We start from the raw sequence: 20,102 nt of genomic DNA, 5'->3' as shown, positions 1-20,102 counted from the left end.
CGTACTCCGGAAGAAGATGCGGACGATCATGGGAAGGCGACACGCAGACCGCGGAACCGCTCGCGTGAACACGACGGGACGTTGCTGAACAGCAACCCCGGCCGCTGGTGATGACGCGTTCACATGCCGCTCACGGCCATCGATCCACGTTCGGGATATTCCTTCCATTTCGACGCACGTGCCCATGTCCCGATCATGTCCGCCGCCACGCTACTGATCCTGGACGACGACCGTCGTTTCGCCGAGGCGACGGGTGAGTTCGCTCGTCAGATAGGCCTGGATCCCTACCCCGTCACCACGCTGGGGGAGGCGATGCGGATGGCGTCGAGGCAGCGCTTCGACTGCGCGCTCGTCGACATCGGCTTACCCGACGGCTGCGGGCTCGAACTGCTTGCCGAGCCCCGGCTGGCGAGCACGCGCAAGATCGTCATGAGCGGGGACGCGTCCCTGGCGACGTGGGCAGGGCGCAGCGTGCCGGGCACGCTCGGCGTGTTGACCAAGCCTTTTCGCTTTTCCGCTTTCCGCGAACTCCTCGCCCGGACCTCCCCTTCCCCGGCATCTCCGGGCTCCCTGCTTGGCCGGTCGCCGGCGATGCGAGCGGTCGTCGACGAACTCGAAGCCGTCGCCTCCAGTCGCTTCCCCGTGCTGATCCACGGCGAGAGCGGGACCGGCAAGGAGCTGGCGGCGCGCCTGATCCACGACCGGAGTGGGCGGGGCGGCCGCTTCATCGCGGTCAACTGCGCGGCGTTGTCGGCGGAACTGCTCGCCAGCCAGCTCTTCGGTCACCGGCGCGGCAGCTTCACCGGCGCCGTCGAGCACGAGGAAGGGCTCGTCGCCCAGTCCGATGGCGGCACGCTCTTCCTCGACGAACTCGCGGAGGCGCCCCCGACGGTGCAGGCGGCCCTGCTGCGATTCCTGGAATCCGGGGAGGTGCTCGCGCTCGGCGCACGGTCGCCGAAGCGGGTCGACGCACGCGTCGTCGCGGCCACCAATGTCGATCCACGTCGCGCGATCGACGAAGGGCGACTCCGCGCCGACCTCTATTTCCGCGTCGCCGGGTACGAGGTACGCATGCCGCCGCTTCGCGAGCGACCCGACGATATCGAGGTCATCGCGCAAGCGATCCTCGACGACCTGAACCGCGAGTACGGCACGGCGCGACGCTTCGCACCGGGTGCGTTCGACACCGTTCGCGGCGATCGCTGGCGCGGCAACGTACGCGAGCTGCGCCAACGCGTGCAGCGCGCGTGGCTTGGCGGAGGGGAGGCTCTCGTCCTTGACGGGCCGGCTCAGGAAAGGCCGCGGGAAACGCGTGACCCGCGCACGCTCGACGACATCGAACGCGAAGCCATCCTCGACGCGCTCATCGCCTCCGACGGCGACCGGGCGATGGCCGCCGCGCGGCTGGGCATCAGCACACGCACCATCTACAACAAGCTGGCCCGCTATCGTGCCGACGCCCCGGACGATCCCCTGCATGCGGCACAATGAGCGAGAATCCACGCTCCGCTGCCTAAGGTTGTCCCGATGTCTTCCTCCGTGCCGCCCATCGATCCCGAGGCCGATCCGAACATCCGGGTCAGCCACCTCGATTTTCCGGTGGTCGGGATCGGCACGTCGGCCGGCGGACTCGCCGCGCTGACACGGTTCTTCGAATCGATGCCCTCCGATCCGGGCATGGCTTTCGTCATCGTCATGCACCTCTCGCCCAAGCACGACAGCATCGCCGACCAGATCCTCCAGCGGGCGACGGCCATGCGGGTGACGCAGGTGAACGAACCCGTGCCATTGCGGAAGAACGAGGTCTACATCATCTCGCCGCGCAAGGGGCTGTCGATGAACGACGGTTACCTGCGCCTCGTGGAGCTCAGGAAGGAACAGGGCAAGCACGTCGCCATCGACTACTTCTTCCGGACCCTCGCCGAGGTGCACCGCGAGCGGGCCATCGCCATCGTGCTGACCGGCACGGGAGCGGACGGATCGGTCGGCATCGCACGCATCCGCGAGCGAGGCGGCGTCACCCTGGTGCAGGCGCCCGATGACGCCGAATACGATCAGATGCCCCGCGCCGCCATCTCGACGGGCGCGGTCGATTTCGTGCTTCCCCTGGGGGATCTGCCGGACCGCGTGCTCAGGCTGGGCAAGGACACGACTCGCATCGCCCTGCCGGTGAAGAACGAGGAGCAGGAAGACCGGGAGCCGGCCGCGCCCTCGACAGTCGTCGTGGACGAGGACGCGTTCCGCGACATCATGCTGATCCTGCGGGCCAAGACCGGCAACGACTTCCGCTCGTACAAGCGCGCGACCGTGCTGCGGCGCATCGAGCGCCGCCTGCAGGTGAACGGGCTGCACACGCTGGAGGCGTACCGCGATTTCCTGCATGACCATCCCGCGGAACGGCCGGCCCTGCTCAAGGACATGCTCATCAGCGTCACGAACTTCTTCCGCGACAGGGAGGCATTCGAAGCGCTCGAACGGGAGGTCCTCCCGCACCTCATCGAGGGGCTCGCCGAGGACGGTCGCATCCGCGCATGGAGCGCCGGCTGCGCCACGGGCGAGGAAGCGTATTCGATCGCGATGCTCCTTACCGAAGCGGCACCGCCGAGCACGCTCGTGCAGGTGTTCGCCACCGACATCGACGACGACGCCATCGCGTACGCGCGCCAGGGAGCCTATCCGGCGGCGGTGGCCACGGACATCGCGCCAGGCCGGGTATCGAAGTTCCTGACCCGCAACGACAACTTCTACCGTGTGCCGAAGCAGTTGCGCGAGAAGGTGCTCTTCGCGCGGCACAACGTCCTGCAGGACCCTCCCTTCTCGAAGCTCGACCTGATCTGCTGCCGCAACCTGCTGATCTACCTCAACCGCGACGTGCAGGCGCATGTGCTCGAGATGTTCCATTTCGCGCTGCGTCCGGGCGGCTACCTGTTCCTCGGCAGTTCCGAGTCCGCGGACATGGCCTCGAAGTACTTCGTCCCAGTGGACAAGAAGAACCGGATCTACCGTGCGGCAAGCACCCGGGATACGGGCCTCCGCCTGCAGGCACCCACGCGCGAGGTGCCGGCGCAGTCGGTCGCCGGCACCACCGTCACTGTCGCCACGGCGCAGGACCGACGCGCCAGTTCGCTGGCCGATATCCATCGCCGTGCCATCCAGGACCACGCGCCGCCCAGCATCCTCGTCGACCGCGAGGGACACATCGCGCACATGGGCGAAGGAGCGAGCCGCTTCCTGAGGATGATCGCGGGCGCGCCTTCTTACCAGCTCACGTCGCTGATCCTTCCCGAACTGCGTCTGGAACTGCGTACCTCGTTGTTCCAGGCGACGCAGGAGAACCGCGTCGTCCGGGCGCGGGGTGTCTCGTTGTCCCTCGCCGGCGCGCCCGTCACGGTCACGATCGAGGTGGGCCCGGTCCGCGACCAGGAGACCGACGCCGGTTATCAGATCGTCACGTTCCACGAGGCTCCGGGGCGGGAACGAACCGACGTCGAGCTCGACGCAAGCGCGCAGACGCCGATGCTGCTCCAGCTGGAAGACGAGCTCGGGCGTGCCAAGGAACAACTGCAGATCACGATCGAGGAATCGGAAAGCTCCAGCGAGGAGCTCAAGGCGTCGAACGAGGAACTGCAGTCGATCAACGAGGAGCTGCGCTCGGCGACGGAGGAGCTGGAGACGAGCAAGGAAGAGCTGCAGTCGATCAACGAGGAGCTCATCACCGTCAACCACGAGCTGAAGCTGAAGGTCGAGGAAACCGCCAAGGTCAACGACGATCTCCACAATCTCGTCGCCTCGACCGACATCGCCACCGTGTTCGTCGATCGCGACATGTGCATCAAGCGCTTCACGCCGCGCGCCGCCGACGTGTTCCGGCTGATCAGCGCCGACGTCGGGCGTTCGCTGCTCGACCTGAACCACAGCCTCGATTATCCGGAGCTCGCCCACGACGCGGCGGAGGCGTTCCAGTCGCTCCGGACGATCGAACGCGAGGTGCGCGGCAGGGACCAGCGCTGGTACATCGCGCGCATCCTGCCCTATCGCACCGCCGAGGATCGCATCGAGGGCGCGGTCCTGACCTTCATCGACATCACGCGCCGCCGCGCCGCGGAGGAATCCGCGCGCAGCAGCGACGAGCGGATGCGCCTTATCGCCGACAGCGCCCTGGATTACGCCTTCATCACCACGGACCCCGATGGCAACATCACGTCCTGGAGCAACGGCGCCGCGCGCATCTTCGGCTACTCCGCGGCCGACGTCATCGGCCGCCGCGGCGACCTGATCTTCACGCCGGAAGATCGCGCCAGCGGCGTGTTCGAAGCGGAACTGCAACAGGCACGCCGCACCGGCCGCGCCACCGACGATCGCTGGCACCTGCGCAGCAACGGCGAACGCATCTTCTGCAGCGGCATCACCACGCCGCTCTACCAGGGGGGATTCCACGGCTATGCGAAGATCGCGCGCGACGTTACGCTGGAGAAGGAGCGAGAACGCGAGCGGGAGGAATTGCTGTCGGTGGAGAAGGCGTCGCGTCGGCAGGCACAGACCGCGGTGGAGCTCAAGGACGAATTCCTCGCCGTGATGTCGCACGAACTCAAGCACCCTCTCAACCTGATCGTGATGAACGCCGAGCTGATCGCGCGCGCCGCGGCGGCGAAGGACGATCCCCTGCTCCGCCGGGCATCGGACGCCATCCGGCATACCGTCGAGGGCCAGGCGCAGATCATCGACGATCTGCTCGACCTCTCGCGCCTCAACACGGGCAAGCTTGCGCTCAGCATCGCGCCGGTCAACGTCAGCGACTGCATTCTCCGTGTGGCCGACGGCCTCGGACGGGATCTCATGCGCCGCGGCATACACCTCACGCTCAATCTGCCGAAGGACGACCTGGTCATCATGGCCGATGCGGTGCGCGTCGAGCAGGTGATCTGGAACCTGCTCAGCAACGCTTACAAGTTCTCCAAGGACAACGGCCATATCGAGGTGACCGTCGAACTGGACGACGACGAGGCGATCCTGCGCGTCGAGGACGACGGTGTCGGCATGACGCCGGAGGTGGCGGCGCGTGCCTTCGAGATGTTCGAACAGGGTGGCCATCGCCGCAATCGCACCTCGGGCGGGCTCGGCATCGGCCTTGCGCTCGTGCGGGAGCTGGTCGAGCTACATGGCGGCCTCGTGACCGCGCACTCGGAGGGGCCGGGGAAAGGCGCTACCTTCGTCGTCACGATCCCGCGTCGTCTCTCCGATGCGCCAACCGGCGAGGTCGGCGACACGTCCGCCGCGGAAGGCGCCCTGGTCGGCCGCCGGATCGTGATGGTCGACGATTCCGACGAACTGCTGGAACCGTTCGCGGAGCTCCTGGAACTGGAGGGTGCCTCGGTGGCCGCCGTGCACTCGGCGCCCGAAGCGCTCGAGCTGCTCAGGACCGGCGAGTACGACACGCTGCTGTCGGACATCGGCATGCCCGACATGGACGGTTTCGCCCTCATCCGCGCCGTGCGCGCGGACGCCGCCTCCCGTAACGTGACCGCCGTGGCGCTGACCGGCTTTGGCCGTCCACAGGACGAGCGCCAGGCGCTGCAGGCCGGCTTCGACGCGCATCTTGGCAAGCCGGTGTCCATGAGCACGCTTCTGCTACTGCTCGCGCGGCTCGAACGGAATCGAGGCGGCGCGAACTAGCCGGTGGCGCGCGCGAGGGGCAGGACGAGCCGAAGCGGCGCATCGCCGGCTTCGTCCAGCCAGCCCCCGAACCGGGCCGCGAGTTCGCGCGCGACGGCCAGATGCAGTCGGAGGGAGCCGTCCACGGAACGGGGCGCTGTGCCGGACCGGGCGAACACGCCAGGCAATGTCAGACGAAGGGTGTCGCCCTCGCGCTCGGCGACCACGCGGGACTCGGTGACTCCCGACGCGATCGCCATCCGCACGAGCCGTCGCATCAACGCCGTCAGCGCGGCGGTGGGGAGTGTCACGCGGTGCGACTCACCCTGCCATTCGAGGCGCGGCGCGTCGTCGCCCAGATCGTCCATCGCCGCGTCGAGGCAAGGTCGAGGATCCCCTTGCCCTTCGCCGCCCTCCGCCACGTCGGCGATCGCAGCGAACGCCGCATGAAACTCGCGCCCGAAGGCCTCGACATCGCGCAGGAGCTCGGCAACTTCCTTCCGTGCCGGTTCGATCCGGCCGAGGCGCAAGTAGTGGTCGGCCAGCTCGATCTTCAGAAGCAGGCCACCCAGCGGCGTGCTGAGGTCGTGCGCGACGTCGCGACGGAACGCGGCGTCCCCTGCGGGCGTGGGCACTCTGGACGTCATTGGCTTCTCCGGAGGCTCGGCATCATCGGGAAGTTAACGCCAGCGATGTGAATGGCACGCCCGCACGAAGGCAAGGTCGATCAGACGGAGGAAGGATCCGACTCCAGGCGGATCCGCTAGTTGACCGACGCGTAGACCTGCTCTCGCTCCGCCTCGCGACGGCGCGTCGTCGACGGCGACAGCTCGTCCGCGTCGGCGAGCAGTTCGAGAAAGTCCAGCGTGCTCGTGCGCGACGCGGGGTTCGTGGTCTCGTCGACAAGCCTGCCGAAAACGTACTTCATCTGGTGGGTCGACTGACTGGCGCTCAGCGTGAGCGACGCCTTGACGAGTTTGCCGTCGCGATAGCCGATTTCCGCGAGGCTGCTGGCCCGGTCGTCGATCTGGGTGTAGAGATAGTTCTGCGACAGCGGATCGTCGGTCAGGGACAGCGTGCCACCCACCGTCAGCGGCGAATGGAAACTGGCGAGCAGATGCGTGTCGCGGCGCTGCGACAGTTCGCGGTTGCGCATGCCGCCCTCGCCGATGCGAGTGGCTTGCGAGGTGTCGTACGAAAAGGCGTCTTTCTCGTCCGCCCGGTAAGGGTTCGACGCCACGGCGGTCTGGACGATGCTGGCATGGTAGTCCGCCAGGCCGCTCAGCATCGCGTGCTCCGCCTTCGAGAGCGAGGCGGCCATCGGTCGCGTCGTGCCGGATGGGACGTCGTCGGCGGCGTGCAGCTGACGGAAGGCGTCCTTGAACATCGCCGCGAGGAACCGATCGCCGTGCCCCCGCGCCGTCGCCTTGTCGACCTCGCCCAGGACATTGGCCATCGCGCGATCTCGCTGCGACGCCGTGCCGAGGATGGCCCCCGACGACGCGTCGACCCCGATATCGACGACGCCCTCGGCCGAGGTGAGCTTCAGGGTTCGTCCGCCGGTATCGGCGTGGAACGCGAGTGTCATCGGCGCACGGTTGGCCGACGCCACGCTGGCCGTGACGTCCACCGAGGCGAACGCATGTTTGTCGAACGCGGCGAGCGCCGCGAGATCGAGCTTCGGCGGGGAGCCGGCCAGACCGTCGATCGCGGCCTGGAAGCCATCGGCGAGCTTCGCCACCGCCGCGCGTTCCGCGTCGTCGAGCGTCGCGCTTCCGCGAGCCCATACCTGAAGTTCACCGTCGCTCCCGGTAAGCGCGAAGGTCACCGTTTTGCCGCTCGCGGTCGTCACGGAGAGGCTGAACGCGGTTCCGTCGCTGCCCTGCGCGCCGCGAGTCGACACGGCCTGGGCGAAGTCCACGCCCTCGGCGGCGAACTGCCCGACCAGCGCGGCGCCGAGTCCCGCGAACCGCGCTCCGTCCGTGCTCGCGTCGTACTGACGCGCCATGCGTAGCGTGACGGCGTCGTCGGACGACGTCTGCCATACCGGCATCGCCGGCCTGGCGTAGACCGGCGACACGGGGGGCGCGCCCGCCCCGCTCAGGGTCACTACCACGGAGGGCGGTGCGGCCACCGATGGCATCGCCACAGGGCTCACGGAGCCGCGTTCCATCGTCTGCGCGATCGGCCGCGCGAGCATGCCCGTCGATATGTTCCCTATCATGCGATCTCCTTGCGATTTCCCTGCACGGGTTATCGGCGAGCGTCGCGGTCTCTTGAATACCGCCACCCCGCGGGTGGAGGCGAGCGAATCGCTATTTCGCCGCGCAATCCGTCCGGCTGTTGTCGGCCACGCCCGCGATCAGCCACCTGCCGTTCGTGCGCACGAGGTGGATCAGGTCCGAGCCGCAGTGGTGCACCTTGCCGTCGACAAGGAACTCGTACGGCGCCCAGACCATGGCCAGGTCGCCATCGACGCGCACCAGCGGATCGTGGATGCGTTCCTCGATGCGCCCCTTGCCCGGCTTCACGTGGCTGACGAACTCGCCCAGGGTCATGCGCTTCACAACGCCGTCCCGCAGCAGCGCCACGCTGCCTTCGGGCTGCACGGTCGCCAGCATGGCCGCCTGGTCGTACTTCGCCATACCCGCGAACATCGCATAGACCGGTGCGAGCACGGCTTGCTCCTCCGGCGGCGCGGCCGCCTGCGCGGAGGCGGCCGCGAGCACGGCGAGCGCCGCCACGATCACGATTCGGATGGTCATACGCACTCCCCTCACTCCCATGTCGGGAGCCCATCCTAACCGGAGGGAGCGGCCCTGGTGCCTTGCCCGGAGGACGAATCGACAAGCCCCTTCACGCCGCCTCTGGTACACCAGCGGCCTTCCCACGCGCTTACCGGAGACGCCGCATGCCCGCCAATCATCTCGACGATGCCTTCATCCATGGCCAGAAGCAGCGTCTCCTCGCGCTTCGCCGACAGCTGATCGCGTCCGGCGACGCGGCGGGTGCCGACGAGCAGCTGCTGCAGTCGGCCGCCGGTGGCGAGCCGCAGGACGCCGGGGACGATGGCGAACGCTTCGCCCAGCAGGAGAACGACGAGGCCTTGCTCGCGCATGACGAGGCCCGGCTCGCCGCCGTGGACCGCGCGCTCGAGAAGATCGAGGACGGCACCTACGGCCTCTCCGACCTGAGCGGCGATCCCATCCCCCGCGAACGCCTGCAGGCCGTGCCCGAGACGAACGTCACGGTCGACGAAGCATCCCGGCGCCTGCATTGAGGCCCCCTCGACCGGCGCCGCGACCCGGAACCATCGTGTCGATCAAAACGCGGCACGACCGTCCTATCCGGCCGCGTGTGCATTACGTAAAAAGGGCGCGGGCCACCCAAGGAGATACCCGTGACCGATTCCCATAACACCGCCCCCGATGCCGGGCGCCGCAACTTCGTCGTGAGCGCGGGCGCCGTCGCCACCGCCACTCTCGTAGGCGCCGGCGCCATGGCGGCCGCCACCCCGGCCGAAGCGGCACCTTCCTCCACCTCCTCGAAAAAGAAGGAAAGCTCGATGCTTACGCTCAAAGACGGGACGCAGATGTACTACAAGGACTGGGGCACCGGTCAGCCCATCGTCTTCCATCACGGCTGGCCGCTCAGCGCGGACGACTGGGATGCGCAGATGCTGTTCTTCCTGTCGCAGGGTTTCCGCGTCATCGCCCACGACCGTCGCGGCCACGGCCGTTCGACGCAGACGGCCACCGGTAACGAGATGGACACCTACGCGTCCGACGTGGACGAGCTGGTCACGCATCTCGGCCTGAAGGACGCGGTGCATATCGGCCATTCGACCGGCGGTGGCGAAGTGGCGCGTTATGTCGCCCGTCATGGCAAGGGTCGCGTCGCCAAGGCCGTGCTGGTCAGCGCCGTGCCGCCCATCATGGTCAAGACCCCGGCGAATCCGGAAGGCCTCGACATCTCGGTGTTCGACGGCCTGCGCAAGCAGCTCGCCGAGAACCGCGCGCAGTTCTACCGCGAAGTGCCGATCCCCTTCTACAACTTCAACCGCGCCGGTGTGAAGACGATCGAAGGCACCGTGGACAACTGGTGGCGCCAGGGCATGATCGGTGGCGCCAAGGCCCACTACGACTGCATCAAGGCGTTCTCGGAAACCGATTTCACCGAGGACCTCAAGGCGATCACCGTGCCGACCCTCGTCATGCACGGCACCGACGACCAGATCGTCCCGTACAAGGACGCCGCCGAGAAGTCGGTGAAGCTGCTGAAGAACGGCACGCTGAAGCTGTACGACGGCTACCCGCACGGCATGCTGACCACGCACGCGGACGAGCTCAACAAGGACCTGCTCGCGTTCATCAAGAAGTAAGACTGGAGCCGGGCGGCCTCGCCGCCCGGCTTCCGTTTCGCCGGGGCGCTACGCCACCGGCCCCGAGCACAGGCACTCGCCGTCCTCGTTCACATGACCCAGCATCGCGTCGAGAAGGTCGCCGCTCGGGGTCCACTGCCCGATGGCCGGATGGATCAGCATCGCCTTACGGGCACCGAGCCGGTCGCCATCGAGCACCGAGTCGATCGCAGCACGCTCATACGCCTTCACCGAACGCACGAGTCCGCTCACCGCATCCGGCAGCGGCGCGATCGGGCGCGGCATGATCGCATCGCGCGACACGTCCGACGCGATCTCCACGATGTCGTCGTCCGGCAGATCCGGCAACGCCCCGCCGTTGCGGGTGTTGACCACGATGCGTGCGGGCTTCGCGCCGGTCAGCGCGCTCATCACGTCGATCGCGATGCGGTGGTAGCCGGTCGCCACCCGGAACGGGTCGCCCTGCAGGCTCACGCCCTGGTCGAACGCCGATCCCCCCTCCGCCTCCAGCTTCATGTACGACCCCGAGCGCTGGTTGAGGTATGCCGCGTACGCGTCCACGGCGCTGTCGCCGTCACCGGCGTCGAGTCGCGACCGCAACGTGGCGAGCAGCTCGTCGTTGAGGCGCTGGATCTCCGCGCCACGGCTGCCCCCCTGCTTGCGCTGGTTGAACAGCGCGCGGCGGCGCTCGTAATAGAAGAACAGATACTCGGTGGGAATGAGCCGGAGCGTGCGGATCATGTCCACGTCGAACAAGGGAGCGAGGTAGAGCTGGCGCAGCCGTTCCTCGCTGGCGAGCAGACGGTCGAACACGTCTTCGCCGCGCACGCGCACGCCGCGCACCCACCCCAGGTGGTTGAGTCCGACGTAGTCGCACTCCACCTCGTGCGCCGGCTCGCCGAGCGCGCGCGCGATGTTGTGGAAGAGCTCGGTCGGCGTGTCGCAGATGCCGACGATCCGCGCCTTGCTGTGGTCCGACACCGCCTGGGTGACCAGGCCCGCGGGGTTGGTGAAGTTGACGAGCCAGGCCTCCGGGCTGAGACGCTCGACGAGCCGCGCCTGCTCGATGGCGACGGGCACCGTGCGCAGCGCCATGGCGACACCCGCCGGGCCGGTGGTTTCTTGCCCCGGGTAACCGTGTTCGATCGCCGTGCGTTCGTCGGCGGCGCGCCCGGCGATGCCCCCGATGCGGATGCTGTTGAGCACGAAGTCCGCGCCCTCGATGCAGTCTTCGAGGGATGCGGCGCCACGCAGGCGTAGGCCGCCGCCGAAACGCGACACGATGGCGCGGCCGAGATCCACCATGATCGCCAGTCGCGCGGGATCGGGGTCGTAAAGCACCATCTCGGATGCACCGAGCGCTTCCGCGGCGTCGTTCACGCCGAACACCACCAGCGGCGAGCGCACGCCGCCGCCTCCTACCAATGCGATCTTACGATCCGTACGTACGGTCACGAAGTGTCCTCAATTGCGGGGGATGGGGTAGAGCCTGCAGCGCGCCGGCCGCGGTGGTGCACAGCGCGCCGCAGACGCAGGCCTGCTGCACGCAGCGGCCGGGGGGCTCGCCGTCGAGCCAGGCGTCGATCAGACCCGCGTTGAACGCGTCGCCGGCACCCGTGGTGTCGACCGCGTCGACGCGCGGCGCGCGCACGGCGTGCGACGTGGCGCCGTCGGCCCACCATGCGCCGTCCGCGCCGCGCTTGAGCACCGCGCGGGGAAGGCCCACGGCGTGGGCCCAGGCGGCATAGGCGTCCACGCCATCGCCACCGGCGACGAGCGCGGCTTCCGTCGCGTTGGGCAGGAAGAAATCGACCTCGCGGCAGGTGGCGTGGTTGGCGCTGTCGCGCAGCCATGCCGGGCTGAAGCCGACGTCGATCGACGTCGTGCAACCCGCATGCCGCAGCTGCGGGAGGATGGCGGCCGCGAGCTCGCGCGCCAGTGGCATCGCGAAGTGCACGTGCCGGGCGGCACAGAGGTCGGCGATCACCGCGGGGACCTCCAGCAGCTCGCCGAGGCCGCGATTCGCGCCGTGATAGGTGAAGAAGGAGCGGTCGTCGGGCATCGAGACGCTGAACGTCGTGCCCGTTCCGTCGGCCCCGAGTCGGATGCCGCCCATGCGCACGCCGTACTCGCCGAGACGTCCCTCGAACCAGTCGAAATCGGCGTCGCCGATCAGGCCGACGAGGCGCACCCGTCGACCGAGACGCGACAGGCCGCAGGCCGTGTTCACGCTGCCGCCGCCCAGTTCGCGCACGTAGCGTTCCGCGAAGGCCTCCTCGCCGGGCTTCGGCCACGAGGGGAAACCGCTGAACACGTGGTCCGCGTAGATCTCCCCGACGACGGCGACGTCCCAGGGCTTCATGTCGACTGAAATGGCCACGTGCGGGTCCTCCGTGACTGGACGAGGAAGATGAGGGTACCGACGACCACGGCGAGCAGCGCGACGACGAACGAGGGCCATCCCGCCGTCGCCACCAGATACAGCCAGCCGACGACGCTGACCACGATCGGCAAGGGGTACAGCGGCATGCGAAAGGCTTCCGGCGCGGTGCGGCGACGCCGCAGCGCGACCACCGCGAAACACTGGGCGATGTACTGGAACAGGATCTGCACGACCATCAGCGTCGCGATGAGCCGCTCCAGCGAGAGAAAACAGGCGAGCGCCGAGGTGATGCCGACGAACACGAGCGATACGGTCGGGAAGCCACCGCGCGGATGCAAGCTCCCAAACACCCGGAAGAACTGGCCATCCCGCGCCGCGGCGAACGGCACGCGCGAGTAGCCCAGCAGCACCACCAGCGCCGAGCCCCAGCTGGCGAGAAGGATGAGCGCGACGGCCAGCATGCCGCCCGACCGGCCGTGGATCGCCTGCATGAAGTCCGCGACGACGGCCTTCGAACCCGCCGCCGGCTCCCACGGCAACACGCCGAGGATGCTCACGTTGAGTCCGAGGTAGAGCAACGCCACGAGCGGAATCGACAGCAGCACCGCCCGTGGGATCGTCCGTCTCGGCTTGCGGACTTCGCCGCCGAGCATGCAGACGTTGTTGTAACCGCCGTAGTCGTAGACGGCGATCAGCGCGACCGCGCCCAGACCCAGCCAGAAGCCCTGCCCCGCGTCGGGCCGCGCGTCGAGAAAGCGTCGTGCGACCGCCATGTCGAAATGGGCGATGCCGGTGACGACGATCCACGCGCAGGCGGCGACGACCACCGCGCTCACCAGCATGGACAGCTTCTGGATGTGACCGATGCGGCGATAGAGCACGGCGGTGTTGAAGAGGCAGAGCCCCGCGGCCATCACCACCCTTCCCGCGTCGCCGAGGGAAGGCATGAGGAATCCCGCGTACTGCGCGAAGCCCACGGCCGCCGATGCGATCGACAGCGGGGCCGTGAGCAGCGTCTGCCACAGGTAGAGGAAGCCGAACAGCCGCCCGGCGCCCTCCCTCCCGTACGCCTCGCGCAGGTAGTGGTACGGTCCCCCGGATTCCGGAATGGTGGAGCCGAGTTCCGCCCAGACCAGGCCGTCGCAAAGGCACAGCAGCGCGCCGGCGATCCAGCCGAGGAGCACGCCTGGCCCCGCCAGCGCGGAGAGCGCGAGCGGAATGGTGACGAACGGACCGATGCCGATCATGTTCAGCACGTTGGCCGACAGCCCACCCCACAGGCCGATCGCGCGGGGCGGCAGCCCTTCGCGGGCCCCCGTGCCTTCGGACGCTGCCGCTCGCATCAGAACGCGTACTTCACGGTGACCAGCGTGGTCATGCCGGCATCGACGATGTCGGAATTGACCAGGCTGTTCTTGCCGATGTGCGACCAGTACGAGTACTGCTTCGTCAGGTTGCTGACCTGCAGGTCGACCTGGAAACCGTTGGTGAACTGGTAACCCGCGTGCAGGTCCACGCGGCGGATCGGCCGGATCCACAGGTCGTCCCACGGATCGTTCTGGTTGAGGAAGTCGTACGTGGAGAGGTAGGAACCGGTGTAGTGGTAACTCAGGTTGAGCGAGAACCCGTTCTTCTCGTAGAACAACTCCGCGTTCGCCATGCGCTGCGGCGCCGCCTGCAGGCGCTCGTTGCCGAAGCCCTCGCGGCCGAGGTCGACCTTCGAGTTCTGCCGCGTCGCGTTGACGCTGAAACCCAGGCCGTCGAACGGTGCCGGCAGGTCCTGGAACTTCTGCCGCCAGGTCGCCTCGAGGCCATACACCTTACCGTCACCGCCGTTGGTCGGCGTCTTCGTCAGGATCGTTCCTTCGCCCGTGGTGTTCGGATTGGCCTGGCCGCCGCCGCTGTCGTAGATGTAGTCGCGAAGCTTCTTGTAGTACCCGGACAACGACACGTAGCCGCCCCGCTCCGTCGTCCACTCCGCCGCGAGGTCCACGTTGGTGGACTTGATCGGGCTCAGGTTCGGGTTGCCGCGCGTGATGGTCGTCACGCCGTCCGACGTGTTGATCTGCGATCCGCCGCCCAGCTGCACGAAAGCCGGCCGGGTATAGCTCTGGTAGATCGACGCGCGATAGACCACGTTGCCGCTAGGCCGGTAGTTGATGAACAGGCTGCCGAGGGGCTCGTTGTAGATCGTCCGGTTGTTGGAGAAATAGCCGGGCAGTTCGTTGCCGGCGTCGTCCGTGGGCGTGGTCCAGAACGTGTTGTGGATCGACGTGTGCTCGAAGCGCACGCCCGGGATGATCTCGACGGGACCTTCGTTGATCGTCGCCATGGCGTACGCCGCGCTGACCGCCTCGGTGCCCCGCATCGTATCGCAGTTGTAGTTGTTGAAATCGAGCGATCCGCAGGTATCCAGGTCAGAAGGCAGCACGTGCTGGTCGATCAGGGCCGCGACCGCCGCGCGACTCACGTCCGGCGTCCGCCAGTGGAACTTGTCCGGGAAGATCGACGAGTAGTAGCCCTTGAAGATGCCGAGGTCGTCGAGCGTGGTCACGCCATCGTTGATGCCGCCCGTGGACCAGTCGCGGTTGGTGAACTTGCGCGAACTGTCGCTGTACTTCACGCCGAACTTCACCGACGACACGGGGCCGTCCTCGAAGTCGTAGCGCAGGTCCAGCTTCGCGCCACCGCGCTTCTGGCCGGATCGGATGCGCGTGACCTCGCCGTAATCGTTGGCCCACATCGCCTGGACGTTGTTGACGGAATTCAGCAGGCCCGGCGTCAGCACGGGATACGGGAAGTGGCTACTGCCATAGCGAAGCAGCGAGCTGCGGTCGTAGGCGAAGTTGTCCTGCGAGTACTTGTCCTCGCGACCGTCGATCTCGACGTGCTCGGGGCGGTCGTTGCGACCGAAGCTCCAGAACACGTTTGGAGAAATCGTCCAGCCACCGGCCGTCTTGTCGGCCCCGAACTGGAACGTGGCCAGGTCGGCCCGCTCGGGGTTGGTCTCGAACCAGAAGCGGTTCGCGATGCGGCCGATGTTCGGCGTGTAAACGCCCGGCGTCGCGGTCGGCACGTAGGTCACGTCGGACGGCAGCAGCTGGTTGTACGTCGTGTTCTGCTCGGTGAGCGCATACGCGTAGGTCATCTTCGCGTAGGCCTTCAACGTGGGATCGACGTTCCAGTCGAACGAGATGTTCCCGCCGTAACGGCGCTCGAAGCCGGCGGCGATGCCGACGTTCGTGCCGAGGCTCGTCAGGTTGCGCGCCGGATCGTATCCCGGTGCGTTGTCGCCTTCCGCCGTCGCGTGCAGGAAGGCCCAGGAGCCGTCGTTCGACGCGCTCTCGGCGGCGCCGATCTCGCTGTTGGTGATGTTGCGGTAGTCGTAATAGCCGCTGACATAGACGCCGAACTGCTTCTCGGCGCCGAACTTGCCCTGCAGCTCGCCGGCGAGGCCGCCACCGAGCCCGCTGCCGCCGTAATCGCGCGCGCGGCTCTCGGAGCGGCCGCTGGCCGTGACGCTACCGCTGAAATCCTTCTTGAAGTCGAAGGCGCTCGGCGTACGGAAGTCGATCGTGCCGCCGATCGCGTCCCCGTCCATGTCGGCCATGGCGGTCTTGTTGAGCACGATGGTCTGCAGGCCCGAGGGCGGCAGCAGGCTCAGCTGCACGCTGCGGCTGTACGGCATGCCCTGGGCGATGTTCGAACCGTTGATCAGGTTCACGTTGTACTCGGACGGCAGACCGCGCACCGACGCGAACATGCCTTCGCCGCGTGCCGCGCCGTCGATACCGCCGAAATAGCCCGTGCCGGTGGTCGTCACGTTGACGCCGGACATGAGACCGAGCGCTTCCGCGACGTTGTGCACGGCGGTGCGCTGCAGGTCGCTGGCCGAGAGCACCTCCACGGTGTTGACCGAATCCATGCGCATGTTCGTCGCGTCGTAGCGGTTCGCCACCACGCTGAGTGCCTTCATCTGCACGGCTTTCTCCGGCTTAGCCGGCGCGCCCTTGTCGTTGTCCTGCGCGGTGCCCGACGCTGCCGGTTGCGCCTGTTGCGCCCAGACCGGCAGGGCGACGGAACCAAGAACGGCGCAGAGCGCCACCACGAGCGATTTCCTGTTCGGACGATGAATGTTACGCACGATGCACCCCACCCCAAAAAAAGCGTACGAGAAACCGATCGCGCGGCCCCTCGCCACGCGACGCGTCACTGGCTGCGACCAGCGGGTTCGCGTGCGCGTACGGTCACGCGATGCCCGGCGCGCGCAGGCATGCGGGCGCACGAAGGCATGACGTCAGGACGCGTCGAACGTGCCGATCAGCCGGATTGGATCAGTGCGCGAGGATCGGGGGCGAGTAGCCGGCGACGCACTTGCCGCGCGAACGCAGCGCGCTTAGTTTCGCGCGAGCGAGGATCGGCTGGCCATCGGCCCGGACAAGCGGAAACGAGCGTTCCGCGAGGACGCAGCGGGAGTTCGCTTGATTGGAATTGAGGCGACGCATCGAGGCTGTCCCGTCATTCACTTCGCGAGCTGCGCGTGCTCGCGCATGCCCCATGCATGCGCGATGGAGGAAGGTATAGCGCACGGTAAAAAATGCGTCAACGGCCAGATTTGCATAGGCCATCGGGTGCTGCATCGCGTCATGCCAGCGAGGGCGCCCCGGCGTGGCCACGATGCTGCGTCGCCAGATGACATGCGCGGTCCGCTCACCCATCCTCCGCCACCGCGACGTCAGGGGTGGGTCGCGATCTCTTACGAACGCAGGGAATGAACGGATGATTCGTCTTCGCTCGACGCACGGCGCGGCCGTGCTGGCTTCTCGTCCGCGCGCGCTCGCCAGCGCCTGCGCCCTCGCCCTTCTGCTCGGCACGAGCGCCTCCGCGGTGGCGCAACAACAGGCACAGAATCGGCAAGAAGATGCCACTCCGGCACCGCCGGCCGCTCCCTCGAAGGAGAAGAAACGCGTGGATCCCGATGCCGCCAGCAATCTCGACGCGATCGTCGTCACCGGCATCCAGGGCAGCATCCAGAATTCCATCAAGGCCAAGCAGAACTCCGACAACATCATCGAGGCCATCTCGGCGGAAGACATCGGCAAGCTGCCCGACAGCAGCATCGCGGAAAGCCTCGCGCGCGTATCGGGCCTCGCGACGCAGCGTGTCGGCGGACGCGCGAACCAGATATCGATCCGCGGGTTCTCGCCCGACTTCGCCGGCACCACGCTCAACGGTCGCGAGCAGGCGACCATCGGCGAGAACCGCGGCGTCGACTTCGACCAGTACCCGTCGGAACTCATCAGCGGCGCCGCGATCTACAAGACGCCCGACGCCACGCTCATCGGCCAGGGCCTGTCGGGCACCGTCGACCTGCACACGATCAAGCCGCTCGATCTGCCGAAACGCGCGTTCGCGGCGAACCTGCGCGGCGAGAACACGTCCAACGGCAGCCTCAACCACGGCAGCGGGGTCGGCGACACCGGCCACCGGGCGAGCGCGTCGTACATCGACCAGTTCTTCGACCACACGCTCGGTCTCGCCGTCGGCTTCGCGCAGCTCGACTCGCCCGTGCAGGAGAAGCAGTACGAGGCCTGGTGGTGGAGCCTGAACAACGGCCCGGACGGCGCCGAAGGACGCTGGGGCGCCCCACGTACCCCCGGCCTCCCCGACGGCGTGCTCTCGCAGGAGGGCATGCAGCTGCGCGCGAAGTCCGAGCACCAGGTGCGCAACGGCCTGATGACGGTGCTGGAATGGGCGCCCGACGATCACTACCACTCGACGCTCGACCTGTATTACTCGACGTTCGACCAGAAGTCGTACCTCAACGGTGCGCAGTGGTCGAGCAGCCCCTACGACAACGTCTCGTATTCGAACGTGGGCTACGTACCGGCGCTGCCCTACCCCATCGTGACCACCGGCCACATCGACGGGCTGAAGTCGGTGCTGCAGAACGACTATACGAAGGAGCGCGACACGCTCTTCTCCGCGGGATGGAACAACCAGTACGACTTCGGCAACGGCTGGCTCGTGACGGCCGACGCCTCGTATTCGAGCGCGAAGCGGCGCCTGCACGACGCTTATCTCTTCGCCGGCCTGCCGGGCCAGGCGACGTCGTCGACCGACTTCGCGACGCCGGAGCACGAGGGCTTTCCGGACTTCCGCCCCGGCGTGAACTTCGCGGACCCGTCGCGCATCTTCTTCACCGACCCGAACAACTACGGCTACAACGGACGCGAGGAGTTCGACCGGCAGAAGGACACCATCAAGGCGTTCCGGCTCGAGGTCACCCATCCCGTGGGCTGGATCTTCAGCGACGCGACCCTGGGCGTGAACTATTCCGACCGGCGCAAGACGAAGGAGGCGGACGTGTTCTTTGCCTGGCTCAACGGCAACGGATCGACCGCCGTCGACTACGACCCCGGTTTCGCCGCGCCCATCGATCCGTCCGCGCTCAGCGGTTCGACCGATCTCAGTTACGGCGGCATTCCCGGCATCGTCAACTACGATGTCCTGCGCGTGCTGCGCAGCCAGTTCTACCTCACCCAGCGCAACGGCCAGGCCGACTGGAGCCGCAACTACACGGTGCGCGAGAAGGTGCCGGTCGCGTACCTGAAGTTCAACATCGACACGCACCTGGGCGATATACCCCTGCGCGGTAACGTGGGCGTGCAGGCGGTACGGACGGATCAATCGTCGGAGGCGCTGCAGACCAACGGCGATACCCTGGTTGGCAGGATCACGGGCGGCACGCGTTACACGAAGGTGCTGCCGAGCCTGAACCTGGCGGCGGAGATCGCGGACAAGCAGTACCTGCGCTTCGGGCTCGCCAAGACCATGGCTCGCGGACGCATCGACGACGAGAAGGTCGCGACCTCGGCGGGCGTCGGACTCGTCAACGACGGACCCGCGGCGGGCCAGGTGCTGTGGTCCGGAAGCGGCGGCAATCCGAAGCTGAAGCCATACATCGCCGTCGGTGCCGATCTGTCGTGGGAGAAGTACTTCGGCACGTCGAGCTACGCGGCCGTGGCCGTCTTCAACAAGAACCTGCTGAACTACATCTACAACGAGACGACGCTCGATTACGACTTCTCCCGCTACATCAACGACAACCCCACGCTGACGCCCACCAGCACCATCGGTTCGTTCACGCGCCCCGAGAACGGCACGGGCGGCAAGATGCAGGGCATCGAACTCTCCGGCGCACTGGAAGGTGCCCTCGTGACGCCGGTATTGGACGGTTTCGGCGCGCAGGCGAACTTCTCGCTCACCAACAGCACGCTGCCGGTCAGCGCGGTATCGAGCATTCCCGGTAGCCCGTCCACCCTGCCCGGTCTGTCGCGCAAGGTGGCGAACCTCGCGCTGTATTACGAGAAGCATGGCTGGTCGGTGCGCATCGCCGAGCGTTATCGTTCGGCGTTCACCGGCGAGGCGGTCGCGCTGTTCGATCAGCTCGGCTACACGCAGGTGCTGGCCGACAAGCAGACGGACTTCCAGCTGGGCTACGCGTTCGAGCATGGCACGTGGAACGGCCTGTCGATCCTGCTGCAGGTGAACAACCTGACCAACTCGCCGATGAAGACGCAGCAGATCGCCGCGCTGCCGAACGACGTCAAGGTGGCGCGCCCGCTGAAATACGACACCTACGGACGGACGGTGCTCTTCGGAATCAACTACAAACTGTGACGT

At 67.3% G+C, this 20,102-nt stretch carries 13 protein-coding genes; 5 read left to right on the top strand and 8 right to left on the bottom strand.

All coding sequences use genetic code 11. The features are described 5' to 3' along the window. Nucleotides 1–195 precede the first annotated feature (195 nt). The gene (locus J2X58_RS04545; protein WP_310046645.1) at nt 196–1,491 is read left to right on the top strand and encodes a sigma-54 dependent transcriptional regulator; all 1,296 of its coding nucleotides are present in this window, start codon (nt 196–198) and stop codon (nt 1,489–1,491) included. A 36-nt stretch (nt 1,492–1,527) separates the two neighbouring features. Continuing rightward, nucleotides 1,528–5,673: a CheR family methyltransferase gene (locus tag J2X58_RS04540; RefSeq protein WP_310046642.1), complete on the top strand. Its 4,146-nt coding sequence runs from the start codon at nt 1,528–1,530 to the stop codon at nt 5,671–5,673. Here the strand turns inward: J2X58_RS04540 and J2X58_RS04535 are convergent. From J2X58_RS04535 to J2X58_RS04525, 3 genes are all read right to left on the bottom strand, one after another. Then, the gene (locus J2X58_RS04535) at nt 5,670–6,299 is read right to left on the bottom strand and encodes a hypothetical protein (RefSeq protein WP_310046640.1); all 630 of its coding nucleotides are present in this window, start codon (nt 6,297–6,299) and stop codon (nt 5,670–5,672) included. The genes J2X58_RS04540 and J2X58_RS04535 overlap by 4 nt on opposite strands. Before the next feature lie 116 nt (nt 6,300–6,415). Beyond that, on the bottom strand, nt 6,416–7,876 hold the full coding sequence (locus tag J2X58_RS04530; protein ID WP_310046637.1) for a hypothetical protein: 1,461 nt from the start codon (nt 7,874–7,876) through the stop codon (nt 6,416–6,418). Nucleotides 7,877–7,967: 91 nt separating this feature from the next. Next, on the bottom strand, nt 7,968–8,417 hold the full coding sequence (locus J2X58_RS04525) for a nuclear transport factor 2 family protein (RefSeq protein ID WP_310046636.1): 450 nt from the start codon (nt 8,415–8,417) through the stop codon (nt 7,968–7,970). A 146-nt stretch (nt 8,418–8,563) separates the two neighbouring features. Here J2X58_RS04525 and J2X58_RS04520 point away from each other — a divergent pair, with 146 nt between their 5' ends. Next, on the top strand, nt 8,564–8,932 hold the full coding sequence (locus J2X58_RS04520; protein ID WP_090053609.1) for a hypothetical protein: 369 nt from the start codon (nt 8,564–8,566) through the stop codon (nt 8,930–8,932). 285 nt (nt 8,933–9,217) lie between these two features. Then, a complete protein-coding gene (locus J2X58_RS04515) occupies nt 9,218–10,033 on the top strand; it encodes an alpha/beta hydrolase (RefSeq protein ID WP_254779244.1) in 816 nt (271 codons plus the stop codon). 48 nt (nt 10,034–10,081) lie between these two features. Here J2X58_RS04515 and J2X58_RS04510 read toward each other — a convergent pair whose 3' ends face one another. The 5 genes from J2X58_RS04510 to J2X58_RS04490 form a co-directional block, all read right to left on the bottom strand. Then, nucleotides 10,082–11,488, bottom strand: a complete 1,407-nt coding sequence (locus J2X58_RS04510; RefSeq protein ID WP_310046635.1) for a 6-phospho-beta-glucosidase — start codon at nt 11,486–11,488, stop codon at nt 10,082–10,084. Continuing rightward, nucleotides 11,466–12,413 (bottom strand): sugar kinase, encoded by a 948-nt coding sequence (locus tag J2X58_RS04505; RefSeq protein WP_310046634.1) that lies wholly within the window; start codon nt 12,411–12,413, stop codon nt 11,466–11,468. The genes J2X58_RS04510 and J2X58_RS04505 overlap by 23 nt, the downstream gene beginning before the upstream one ends. Then, on the bottom strand, nt 12,392–13,759 hold the full coding sequence (locus J2X58_RS04500) for an amino acid permease (RefSeq protein WP_310046632.1): 1,368 nt from the start codon (nt 13,757–13,759) through the stop codon (nt 12,392–12,394). The genes J2X58_RS04505 and J2X58_RS04500 overlap by 22 nt, the downstream gene beginning before the upstream one ends. Next, a complete protein-coding gene (locus J2X58_RS04495) occupies nt 13,759–16,560 on the bottom strand; it encodes a TonB-dependent receptor (RefSeq protein WP_310046631.1) in 2,802 nt (933 codons plus the stop codon). Before J2X58_RS04495 ends, J2X58_RS04500 begins: the two co-directional genes overlap by 1 nt. A gap of 190 nt (nt 16,561–16,750) precedes the next feature. Further along, nucleotides 16,751–17,134 carry a hypothetical protein gene (locus J2X58_RS04490; protein WP_139206045.1) on the bottom strand — a complete coding sequence of 128 codons (384 nt, stop codon included), beginning with the start codon at nt 17,132–17,134 and terminating at the stop codon, nt 16,751–16,753. Nucleotides 17,135–17,195: 61 nt separating this feature from the next. Here J2X58_RS04490 and J2X58_RS04485 point away from each other — a divergent pair, with 61 nt between their 5' ends. After that, on the top strand, nt 17,196–20,099 hold the full coding sequence (locus J2X58_RS04485) for a TonB-dependent receptor (RefSeq protein ID WP_310046630.1): 2,904 nt from the start codon (nt 17,196–17,198) through the stop codon (nt 20,097–20,099). Nucleotides 20,100–20,102 lie beyond the last annotated feature (3 nt).

Origin of the sequence: Luteibacter sp. 3190, from assembly GCF_031456385.1 — a bacterium.
Classification (GTDB): domain Bacteria; phylum Pseudomonadota; class Gammaproteobacteria; order Xanthomonadales; family Rhodanobacteraceae; genus Luteibacter.
This window is presented reverse-complemented; position numbering and strand designations above follow the sequence as displayed.